Origin of the sequence: Streptomyces sp. ISL-100 (assembly GCF_018614615.1) — a bacterium.
Lineage (GTDB): Bacteria > Actinomycetota > Actinomycetes > Streptomycetales > Streptomycetaceae > Streptomyces.
Genome location: NZ_JAGGOK010000065.1, coordinates 66,648 through 77,879, shown reverse-complemented (window position 1 = coordinate 77,879; position 11,232 = coordinate 66,648). Strand labels below are relative to the sequence as shown.

7 protein-coding genes and 1 pseudogene are annotated in these 11,232 nt (G+C 71.2%); 3 read left to right on the top strand and 5 right to left on the bottom strand.

Annotation, left to right across the window (positions count from 1 at the left end; genetic code table 11):
• Positions 1–154 (top strand): annotated as a pseudogene (locus tag J7E89_RS41160) (RNA polymerase subunit sigma-24); the annotation flags it as partial.
• A 54-nt stretch (positions 155–208) separates the two neighbouring features.
• Here the strand turns inward: J7E89_RS41160 and J7E89_RS27710 are convergent.
• The gene (locus J7E89_RS27710; protein WP_374196901.1) at positions 209–1,384 is read right to left on the bottom strand and encodes an MFS transporter; all 1,176 of its coding nucleotides are present in this window, start codon (positions 1,382–1,384) and stop codon (positions 209–211) included.
• Positions 1,385–1,519: 135 nt separating this feature from the next.
• Positions 1,520–2,758: an aminotransferase class V-fold PLP-dependent enzyme gene (locus J7E89_RS27705; RefSeq protein ID WP_214977174.1), complete on the bottom strand. Its 1,239-nt coding sequence runs from the start codon at positions 2,756–2,758 to the stop codon at positions 1,520–1,522.
• On the opposite strand from J7E89_RS27705, the gene J7E89_RS27700 reads away from it, so the two are divergent.
• Both J7E89_RS27700 and J7E89_RS27695 read left to right on the top strand, forming a co-directional pair.
• Positions 2,757–4,172 (top strand): PLP-dependent aminotransferase family protein, encoded by a 1,416-nt coding sequence (locus J7E89_RS27700; protein ID WP_214977173.1) that lies wholly within the window; start codon positions 2,757–2,759, stop codon positions 4,170–4,172. The genes J7E89_RS27705 and J7E89_RS27700 overlap by 2 nt on opposite strands.
• Before the next feature lie 236 nt (positions 4,173–4,408).
• Complete coding sequence (locus J7E89_RS27695; RefSeq protein WP_214977172.1) at positions 4,409–5,455, top strand: lytic polysaccharide monooxygenase; 1,047 nt, start codon at positions 4,409–4,411, stop codon at positions 5,453–5,455.
• Between the two features lie 153 nt (positions 5,456–5,608).
• Here J7E89_RS27695 and J7E89_RS27690 read toward each other — a convergent pair whose 3' ends face one another.
• The 3 genes from J7E89_RS27690 to J7E89_RS27680 form a co-directional block, all read right to left on the bottom strand.
• Positions 5,609–6,475, bottom strand: coding sequence for a triacylglycerol lipase (locus tag J7E89_RS27690; RefSeq protein WP_214977171.1), 867 nt, complete (start codon positions 6,473–6,475; stop codon positions 5,609–5,611).
• Positions 6,476–6,621: 146 nt separating this feature from the next.
• Positions 6,622–7,638, bottom strand: coding sequence for a helix-hairpin-helix domain-containing protein (locus tag J7E89_RS27685; RefSeq protein ID WP_214977170.1), 1,017 nt, complete (start codon positions 7,636–7,638; stop codon positions 6,622–6,624).
• Positions 7,635–11,156 carry a DNA polymerase III subunit alpha gene (locus tag J7E89_RS27680; RefSeq protein ID WP_214977169.1) on the bottom strand — a complete coding sequence of 1,174 codons (3,522 nt, stop codon included), beginning with the start codon at positions 11,154–11,156 and terminating at the stop codon, positions 7,635–7,637. The genes J7E89_RS27685 and J7E89_RS27680 overlap by 4 nt, the downstream gene beginning before the upstream one ends.
• Positions 11,157–11,232 lie beyond the last annotated feature (76 nt).

The following is an 11,232-nucleotide window of genomic DNA, read 5'->3' as shown; positions in this document are numbered from 1 at the left end:
GACGGTCAACGGCCGGCCCGGCCTGGTCGCCCAGCACGCCGGCGTCACCGTGACCGTGGCGGCGTTCAGCCTCACCGGCGGCCGTATCACTCGTATCTGGGCGATCCGCAACCCGGAGAAACTTCGTCCGTGGACCGAGACCGGACAGAGCTGACGCGGCGCCGGCGTCGGCTTGGAAAAGGCTCATTGTCCGGGCTCGGTCCGGGTCTCAGCCTGCGGCCCGCCCGTTCGCTGTCTCTGCCACGGGTTCCGGTGTTGCCGGCGGGAGGCCGTGGAGGCGGGTCACCGGGGATACGGCGAGCCCGATCACCACGGCTGCTGAGCCGATCGCCGCCACTGTCAGGGCGCCCTTGGGGCCGAGTGCGCCGGACAGGAGGCCGGCGGAGAGGCCGCCGAGGGCTCCGCCACCGAACAGCAGAGTGCGGAAGACGGCCGTCATCCGCCCCATCATCGACTGTGGGGTGCTGGTCTGACGCAGGCTCACGATGATGACGTTGGCCACGCCGAGGCCGAGGTAGGTGGTGAAGAAGGAGAGGACGAACATCCCCACCATCACAGGCCGGGGGCCGGTGGCCAGGACGATCAGGGCCGGTCCCAGGAGAAGCGCCGACTGGGCGACGAGGTAGACCGTCCCGATCCGGAACCGCTGGATGACCTTCCGGGAGATCGTCGCGCCGATCAAGCCGCCCACGGAGGCGGTCGCGAAGATGGTTCCGAGGGTGGTCGAGCCGAGGCGCAGGTCGTTCGTTCCGTACAGCAGGAACATCGTCCATACGGTGATCATGGAGAAGTTGCAGCAGAACCCGACCAGCGCCAGCGCCCGCAGGATCGGGTTCCGCAGGACCCAGCGCAGGCCGTCGCGCAGTTCGGGCAGCATGCGCCGTTTTGCGGCCGCCGGACCGGGACGGGGCTCGGGTGTGCGGATGAGCAGGAGCGATATCACGGACACCAGGTAGGAGAACGCGTTGGCGACCAGTGCCACGGGTGCGGTCAGGGCGCCGACCAGCACGCCGGCGAGCCCGGGACCTGCCACGTCGGCCGCCGATGAGCTGACTCCCATCTTGGCGCCGGCTTCGACGTAGTCCCTGGGCTCACGCACCAGCGTGGGGACGTACGACATCCAGCTCACGTCGAAAAGCACCGACGCGATGCCGATGGAGCACGCGATCACGAGGAGAGTGACCAGGTCGAGGGCGTGCAGCCAGTAGAGGAGTGGTACGAGGGCGATCAGGACCATCCGGCTGAGGTTGGCGCCGAGCATGACCCGCCGTCGCCGGGACTTGTCGACCCACACGCCGAAGACCAGGGCGAGCCCCAGGTACGGGGCGAGCTGCAGGAACCGCAGGACGCCGACCTGCTCGTCGGTGGCGTCGAAGGCGACGATCGCCGTCAGCGGGAGTGCGAGGTTCGTGACCTGGGTGCCCAGAAGAGAGAGCGTCTCGCCGGCGGTTGTGCCACAGGCTGTGGCTGCTCTCTGTGCTGCTCCCTGCGGCCCTGGCGCGCTGCTGCGTGGCCGTCATCACCGTTCCTGCCGGACGAGTTCGGCGACCGCGTCGGCGACGTGGTCCACTTCCTCTTCGGTGTTGTAGTAATGCGGCGACAGGCGTAGACACCAGTCGACGTCCTTGTCCTCGAAGTCGAACTGGGCGAACTCGCGGAGGCTGAGCGCCGAGTTGATGTTGCGGGCGTCCATGGCCTCCTTGAACGGCTGCGGCTGCCGGCCACCGTCGACGGCGAAGGTGACGAGGGCGGCCAGCTGCGGGCCGCGGTCGAGCAGGCGTACTCCGGGGACGGTTTCGAGCCGGCTCCGCAGCCTCGCCGCGAGCGCCGGGGTGCGGTGGGCGATGGCTTCCATGCCGACGTCGCGGGCGTAGCGGGTCGCGGCGGCGCTGCCGAGCACGGTGGCGTACGGGAATTCCCACTCCTCGAACCGGGCTGCCGTCCCGACGGGCCGGTAGCTGCCGGGCGCGGTCCAGCGGGCGCCGTGCATGTCGATGAACAGGGGCTCGTAGCCGGCGCGCAGGACGCGGTCGGAGACGTAGAGGAATCCTGAGCCACGCGGGCCGCGGAGGAACTTGCGGCAAGTGGCGGTGAGCAGGTCGCAGCCGATCTCCTCGACGTCGAGGGGGTACTGGCCCACGGACTGGCAGGCGTCGACCAGGTAGAGCAGGTCCAGTTCACGGCAGTGCCGGCCGATCTCGGCGACCGGCGTGACCAGGCCGGAGTTGGTCGGGACGTGGGTGGCGGACACCAGGCGGGGGCGGTGGGTCCGCATCAGCTCGGCCATCGCCGGCACGTCCACCCCGCCCTCCGGGGTGTTGGGCGCGTGCACGATCCGTACGCCGAACCGCTTGCGCAACGACAGGAAGGCGATCTGGTTGGAGACGAAGTCGTCGCGGGTGGTGAGGATCGTGTCGCCGGACTCGAACGGGATCGAGGACAGGGCGTTGGCGTACGCGTGCGTGGCGCTGCCGGCGAAGGCGATGTTGTCGGGCGTGGTGTTGATCAGCGCGGCGAGTTCCGTGTAGAACTCGCGGACTCCGTCGGCCCGGGCGGCCGATGCCTCGTAACCACCGATCCGCGCCTCCAGGTTGAGGTGACCGACCATCGCGGTCAGCACCGGGGTGGCCAGCAGGCCGCAGCCCGCGTTGTTGAAGTGGATGACCTGTCGGCACCCGGGGGTGTCGGCTCGCAGGGCGGCGATGTCCAGCTGAAGTGCTTCCTCGGTGGTTGCAGAAGCGCTATTTTCATCTCTCATGTCAGACAGTAGCACTTCTGTTGAATTGGCGGCCAGACTCCGTGAGCTGCTCGCTGGGCTCTCCCCCGGGGACCGGCTGCCGAGCAGCCGGGAGCTGATCCAGCGGTACCGGGTCGGCCCGGCGACCGTGGCGCGCGCCATTGCCGTGCTGGCGGCGGAGGGCGCTGTGGTGACCCGCCCGGGCAGCGGTACGTATGTGGCAGAGCGAGCCCGACCCGAACGCGAGGTCGTGGACACCGCCTGGCAGACGGTCGCGCTCACCGACCGCACCGTCGACACACGCCTGATCGCCGAACCGATCGGACCGGCTCCGGCCGGCACTATCACGATGGACGGCGGCTACATCCATCGCTCGCTCCAGCCGACCCGCGCACTGAGTGCGGCGCTGGCGCGGGCGGCGCGCCGCCCGGACGCCTGGGACCGGGCCACGGCGAGCGGACTCCCAGCGCTGCGCGCCGTGTTCGCCGAGATCGCCGGTAGTGGCGTGACGCCCGATGACGTGCTGGTCACCTCGGGCGGGCAGAGCGCCCTGTCGATCGCGTTCCGGTCGATCGCCGGGCCGGGCAGCCCGGTCCTGGTGGAGTCGCCCAGCTATCCGGGCGCGCTGGCCGCAGCCGGCGCCGCGGGACTTCGCCCGGTGCCCGTACCGCTCGACACCGACGGCGTACGGCCCGACCTGCTGGCCGACGCCTTCGCGATGACCGGGGCACGGCTGTTGTACTGCCAGCCGACGTTCCACAATCCGACCGGCACGGTCCTGGCCGCCGAACGACGGCGGCAGGTCCTGCAAGTGGCGCGGGCCTCGGGCGCCTTCGTGATCGAGGACGACTTCGCCCGGCACCTGGGGCACGGCGGTCCCGTGCCCCGGCCGCTGGTGGCGGACGACGGCGACGGCACGGTCGTTTATGTGACCTCACTGACCAAGCCCGCGGCGCCGAGCCTGCGGATCGGGGCGCTGGTCGCCCGCGGCCCGGTGATGGAGCGCATGCGGGCGGTCCGCATGGTCGACGACTTCTTCATTCCCCGGCCGCTCCAGGAAGCGGCACTGGAACTGCTCAGTTCCCCGTCGTGGGACCGGCACGTCCGGACGCTCGGCGCCGACCTGCGAGAGCGGTGCTCACGGCTGAATGCCGCACTCTCCCAGGAGATGCCGACAGCGACCGTCACGAACGTTCCCGCCGGCGGACTGCACCTGTGGCTCCGGCTGCCGCCCGGCGTGGACGACACGGCACTCACTGCCGCCGCCCGGCAGCGGGGCGTGGCGGTGAGCGCGGGCAGCCGCTACTTCGCCACCGAGCCGCCGGCAGCCCACCTCCGCCTCGGCTTCGCCGCCACCGCCGACCACACGGAACTGGACGAGGGAGCGCGCCGGCTGGGGGCCGTGCTGCGAGACCTGGACCCGAAGGAGCAGTGATTCAGTGACTTTGGGCCCCGGCTTCCTGAGGCCCTTCTTAGTCTCGCCTTAAAGCCACCATAAAGATCGCCGCACACCGCCGTCAGCAGCGGGTTTGGCGGGTTCTTGGGGCTAGCGTGCTGATCGCCGGGGCGGGGTTCAGTCCGTCGGCGCCGCTGGTTTCGGGGGGCTGCGCCGCCGGACTCGATCTCCGCCCCCGTACCCCCACGCTCCCCCATCGCAAGGAGAACGTCCCGATGACCGCTCGCCGCCGTCGTACCGCAGCCTCCGTCGCCGCCCTCGGCATCGCGCCGCTCGCCCTGACCGCCCTGTCCGCCGCTCCGGCTTCGGCCCACGGTTCGATGACGGACCCGGTCTCCCGCGTGTCGGCCTGTTACGCGGAGGGTCCGGAGAGCCCCGACTCGGCGGCGTGCAAGGCGGCGCTCGCGGCCAGTGGTGTGCAGGCGTTCTACGACTGGAACGCGGTCAACATCGCGAACGCGGCCGGGAACCACAAGCGGCTGATCCCCGACGGCAAGCTGTGCAGCGCCGGCAACGACAAGTACAAGGGCCTGGACCTGCCGCGCGCCGACTGGCCGTCGTCGAAGCTCACCGCCGGCAAGCACACCTTCCGCTACAAGGGCACCGCCCCGCACAAGGGCTCGTTCCAGCTGTACATCACGAAGGACGGCTACGACCCGACGAAGCCGCTGAAGTGGTCCGACCTGGAGCAGAAGCCCTTCGCCGACGTCACGGACCCGAAGATGCAGAACGGCGACTACGTTTTCGACGGCACCCTCCCGAACAAGACGGGCCGTCACCTCGTCTACAGCGTGTGGCAGCGCTCGGACAGCCCCGAGGCCTTCTACACCTGCTCCGACGTGGTCTTCGGCAAGGACACCGGCGGCTCGGGCGCCGTCCCGGCTCCGGTCGCGTCGACGCCCACCGAGGACGAGATCGCGGACGGGGCCGACGAGTCGACCGTGGAGCACAACGGCCACGGCGACAACGACAACAAGACCGGCGCCGAGGCGACCGCCCCGGCTCCCGCCCCGTCCGCCGGCCAGGACGACGAAGCGGGGCAGAACGACGGCCGGGCGGCCACCGAAGAGCCTGCCGCCAACGCGCCGGACGCCAACGGCGACGCCGCGCAGCCCGTCACCGCTGCCGCCGCCGGCGAGAACCTGGCCGAGACCGGTGGCAGCAGCAGCACCCCGTACCTCGCCATCGGCGGCGCCGGCGCGCTCGCGATCGGTGCCGCGGTGATGTTCGGCTCGGTCCGCCGCAAGGCCGCCCGCCGCTGACCCGGCCGGCCGGCCCTCTGAACTGCTGCCGCCCCCACCTCGTTTCCCAGGTGGGGGCGGTAGCCCATGTCAGGCGCAGTTCTCAGGCCCAGGCGGGCATGATCCGGTCGTGGATGAGCCGCAGCTGAGTGCCCACGTCGGCCACTCTGCGGTTCAGCCGGCGGCTGACGCACACGTGGTCGCGGTGGCCCGGCCCGGATCGAGGGCGTTGGCCACCTCGTGGAACGCGATCCGGTCGATCAGGCCTATCGCCACATGCTCGGAGAGGTCAATGGGGCACAGATCCTGGAGGAGTACGTTCCGTACGCCCGGACCGTCCAGGAACTGCGAGCGGTACGGGGTGACCACCTGGTCGTACCGGGTCGCGATGACCGTGTAGCGCACGCCGGGAACGGTGTCGCCGCCCTCGTTGAGCCGGGTGAGGAAGGGGGACCCGGCGATCTGATCGGCGAGGCCCGGGGTCTTGGCGGTCAGCAGGTCACCGGCGCCCGGGAAGTAGGGCAGGAGCTTGGTGAGCCCGAGGAGGGTGGTGCCGTGGTTGTCGGGCGCGAGGCCGATGAGGGCGTTCACCTCGTCGGCTCCGCCGAGGAACTTGAGGTAGTGGCGCGGCATCATGCCGCCCTGGGAATGGCCCACGAGATCGGCCTTGGGGGCGCCGGTGGTGGCGAGCACTTTGTCGACGAAGGTGTCGAGCTGGACGGCCGACTTGTCGATCGGGCCGAGACCGTGGAAGAACGGCACGCCGGGGAGCTGCCCGTAGTCGAGGGAGAAGACGCAGTAGCCGCGTCTGACCAGGTACGGGGCGAGGCCGAGCCAGTTGTCGACGGAGTTCCCGAGGGTTCCGTGGACGAGGACGACCGGGCGGGGGTGGGCGGCGGACGGCTTGCAGGAGTAGTCGTTCCAGCCGCTGGTGGGGGCCGTCTCGGTGGCGGCGCTCGCGGTGGCGGTGGGAGTGAGGGTGGCCGCGATGGCCAGGAGCAGGGCGGCGGCAGGTCTGAGTGCGCGTTTCCAGGGCAGCATCGGGCGATCTCCTTGCGGCTCAAGGGGAGTTGCGATGGGGGGTGCGCCCTGTGACCCGGATCACAAAGATGGCGTGCTCACGCTAAATTACGCGCCAGTAGTCGAAGAGTGAAGTGACCCGTCGGTAAAAATTGACGAAGAGTCAATTAGGCGGACCTGTCTGCCTGTTGAGGTAGCGATAAGCGCCGGTCGGACAGTGATCCGGGCACGACCGCCCCCGGGCCGAACTTCGCCCGCGCCCGGTCCGCCACCGCCTCGATCCGGCGCGCCTTCTCGTCAGCCGGGTCGAATGTGAGCTGGTGCGCGGCCTGTTCCGCCGGAGTCAGCCCTTCCGCGCGGAGCGCGATAGCGCGCACCCTGGCCCGTTGCAGGCCGAGCGATGCGTAGATCCCGTACGCCGTGGCAGTGAGCGCGGCCGAGTGCGCCGTGGGCTCCGGCATGGCGCGGGAGCGGGTGGTGGTGGAACGGTCGGCGTACCGCACGGTCAGCGCCAGCGAACGGCACACCTGCCCCTCCCGGCGCAGCCTGACCCCTACCTCCTCCGAGAGGGAGAGCAGCGCGCGGCGGTGGCGGACCGGGTCCAGCTCGTCGCGGTCGAAGCGCCGTTCGGAGGCGAGTGAACGCGAGGCCGCGTTGGGGACGACCGGCGTACGGTCGATGCCGCGCGCCCTCTCCTGGAGTTCGCGCCCCGCCCGTACGCCGACGATCCGCTGGAGGGTCGCGAGCGGTGCGGCGGCGATCTTGCCGGCGGTGTCGAGCCCGTACGAGCAGAGGGCACGGGCCGTCGCGGGCCCGACGCCGGACAGGGAGGCGACCGGTTTGCGGCCGAGGTACGCGGCGACCGCTTCCGGGTCGCCGGGCACCACCAGGGTCTTCCCCGGCGGCGCGTCCTGCGCGGCGGTCCTGGCCAGCAGGGGGTTGGCGCCCACGCCGATCGTGCAGTCCGCGCCGCAGTGCGCGAGTGCGCGCACCCGCAGCAGCGCGGCGAGTCCGGCCGCGTCCCGCCCGAAGTACCGCTCGGCGCCCCCGACATCGACGAGCGCGCCGTCGGGCGGCAGCGCCTGGACGGTGGGGGCGATGTCCTCGATCAGCCCGAGCAGGGTGGGGAGCGCGGCCTCGGACAGCTCGGTCCCCGCGACGTGGAAGCGTACGTAAAGGATCATCCCGCGCTCCCCGGGCTCGAGTGCCACAACTTGCGGCCGGTCGGGACGCCTTCGCCCGCGGGCTGGAGGTCGGCCCAGGGGTTCATCTCGTAGCCGGTGGGGAGGTGAATGCGGCGCCCGCTGTCGCCTTCGGGCCCGCCTTCTTCCACCGCGGCCGAAGCCGGATCAGGCACCGAAGCCGGCGCCGCCAGCCGCTCCGCGACCGCGTCGAGTCCGCCCGTACGCCGCAACTCCACCAGCTCCGCCAGGTTCCAGGCCGCCGAACCGACCACACTCAGGCTCCGCGGCCCGCGCCGCTGCACCACTCCGCGCACCAGCAGCAGCCAGGAGTGGAAGACGGTGTGTGCGCAGGCGGCGTGGCTGTCGTCGAAGAAGGCGAGGTCGACCAGGCCCGTACCGTCGTCGAGGGTCGTGAAGATGACCCGTCGCCCCGAGCGGACCGGAGGGGTCTGCGTAGCGGCCTTGGCGCCCGCGACCAGGACGGTCTGCCCGTGTTCGGCCATCCGCAGCCGCTTGGCGGAGGTCGCGCCAAGCTCCTTGAGGAAGGTGTAGTGGTCCGTCATCAGGTGACGGGAGGCGTCCATGCCGAGTACGCCGAGCTCGGCGCTGAGGCGCTCCGCATCACTGAGGTCGGGGAGCCCGGCCGGCGCGGCCTTCTGCCCCTCACCGAGGGAGAGCTGCCCGGCAGTCGCCCCGGAAGTCCGCTGTCCCGCGCGGAGTTCGGACAGGTGGAGCAGCAGGTCGCGGCGGTTGGCGCCGAACGAGTCCAGCGCGCCCACCTGTGCGAGCCGTTCGGCGAGCGGCCGGCTCGGGTGGGCCCGCTGCCACAGGTCGAGCAGCGAGGAGTAGGGCCGGCCTGCCACGATCCGCGCGGTCTCGGCCTCACTGATGCCGTAGACGTCCGCGAGCCCGAGCCGTATCCCCCACATCCCCTCAGCCTCTTTGGCGCTCTTCATCCCCTTTCCGCCAGACACCAGTTCGATCTGGTGGGCGGCCGCCGACCGGTTCACATCCAGCGGCAGCACCGGCACCCCACGCCGCCGCGCGTCCGCGAGCAGCAGCCGCTTGGGGTACATGCCGGGGTCGTGCGTGAGCAGTCCGGCGTAAAAAGCGGCGGGGTAGTGAGCCTTCAGCCACGCCGACTGATACGTCGGCACGGCGAAGGCGACCGCGTGCGCCTTGCAGAAGCCGTACGAGCCGAACGCCTCGACGATCTCCCAGGTACGGGCGGTCACTTCGGGCGTGTACCCGCGCTGCCGCGTCCGCTCCGCGAACCACGCCCGGATCTGCCCCTGCGCGTCGGGATCGGACAGCCCGCGCCGCATCTGGTCCGCCTCGCCCCGGTCGCAGCCGGTCATGATCCGCAGAATCTCGATGATCTGCTCGTGGAAGACGACCACGCCGTACGTCTCGCGCAGCGCGTCCTCCAGGTCCGGGTGCGGGTAGCGGGCGGGCGCGCGGCCGTGCCTGGCCTCGATGAAGGGCCGCACCATGTCGGCGGCGACGGGCCCCGGCCGGAAGAGCGAGATGTCGACGACCAGGTCGCCGAAGGTCGACGGCTGGAGCCTGCCGACCAGATCGCGCTGGCCCGGTGACTCGATCTGGAAGCAGCCGAGCGTCTCGGTCGAGCGGATCAGGTCGTACGTCGCCGGGTCGCCCTGCGACACCTGCTTCGGGTCGTCGAGGTCGAGCGTCACGTCCGCCGCCCGCCGCAGCTCCGCCACGGCATGTGCCATGGCCGACTGCATCCGTACGCCCAGCACGTCGAGCTTGAGCAGCCCGAGCTCCTCCACGTCGTCCTTGTCGAACTGGGACATGGGGAAGCCCTCGCCGCTGGTGGGCATGACGGGCGTACGGCGCAACAGACTGGCGTCGGAGAGCAGCACCCCGCACGGGTGCATGGCGATTCCGCGCGGCAGCGCGTCCAGCGCCTCGACGAGCTCCCACATCGGCCCGTGCCGGTCCCGCTCGGCAGCCACCTCACGCAACTCGGGCAGTTCCTCCATCGCGGCGCGGGCGTCGCGCGCCCGGATGTGGGGGAACGCCTTGGCGATACGGTCCACCTCGGCCGGGTCCATGGAGAGTGCGGCGCCGACGTCCCGTACGGCATGACGCACCCGGTACGTCTCGGGCATGGCGACGGTCGCGACCCGCTCGGCGCCGAAGCGGCCGATGATCGCGCGGTAGACCTCCAGGCGGCGGGCGGACTCGACGTCGATGTCGATGTCGGGCAGTACGGACCGCCGTTTGGAGAGGAAGCGTTCCATCAGGAGGTGGTGCTCGACGGGGTCCGCGTGGGCGATCCCGATGAGGTGGTTGACAAGGGAGCCGGCACCGGACCCGCGCGCGGCAACCCGGATCCCCATCCTCTTCACGTCGTCGACGACCCCGGCGACGGTCAGGAAGTAGGAGGCGAATCCGTGGTAGGCGATGATGTCGAGCTCGTGGTGCATCCGCTGCCAGTACTCACGGGCGCGCGGCCCGCGATCGTAGCCGCGCAGCACCATTCCGGCGGCGGCCCGTGACTCCAGCACGCGCTGCGCGGTGCGGCGGCCGGCGCCGACGAGGTGCGGCTCGGGGAAGTGCACGGTGCCGAGCCCGAGGTCGTCCTCGGGGTCGACGCGGCAGGCGGCGGCGGTCTCCTCGGTCAGGGCGAGCAGCCGATGAGCGACTCCCTGCCGGAACCCGGCGGCCTCCGCGACCAGCTCGGCAATGCGCGCCATCTCGTCCGCACTCTTGAGTGAACGCTCACCGCTGTCGAGGGGCCCGCGCGGGTCGATGGGTACGAGCCTGCGGGCAGCGTCGAGTACGTCGGCGACCGGCCCGAGCCCAGGGTCGCCATATCGCACAGCGTTGGTGAGCACAGGCGGAACACCCTGCTCGGCGGCGAGGCCGAGGGTGCGGGCGGCCAGTCGCAGCGAGCCGGGGCCGGTGCCCGTACGGCCGTGGTGGACGACTTCGAGGCGCAGGGCGTCGCCGTAGATCTCCCGCCAGGGTCCGAGGAGCGTGGCGGCCCGGTCGGGGCGGCCGGCGGCCAGCGCCCGGCCGACGTCGGAGCCGGGGCCGAGCAGCACGGTGAGCCCGTCGCCGTGATTCCGTTCCCATTCGAGTACGGGGTTCCGGCCGCCGCCCTCGTGGGCGGCGCTGATGAGCCGGCAAAGATCCGCCCATCCAACGGCGCCGTTGCGGGCGAGGAAGGTGGCGCGGGGTGCGGACTCGTCGACGAACGCTCCGCCGCGCACCGGCGTGCGCTGCCGTTGCGTACGCCCTTCTTCGCGACCTTCTTCGCGGGTACGCTCCCCCGCCGTCAGCGCCAGCTCCGCGCCGAAGAGCGGCCGTATGCCCGCCTTGGCGCAGGCCTTGGCGAAGCGGACTGTACCGGCGACGGTGTCCCGGTCGGTGAGGGCGAGGGCGTCCATGCCGTGCTCGGCGGCACGCTCGGCCAGCCGCTCGGGGTGAGAGGCGCCGTAACGCAGAGAGAACCCCGAAACGGTGTGCAGATGCGTGAACGCGGGCATCGCACCTCCTGAGTCCCCTGAATCAATCCTGCTCTCACCTCCCCCATCTCCACCATAGACCAAGTTTCGAACGTGC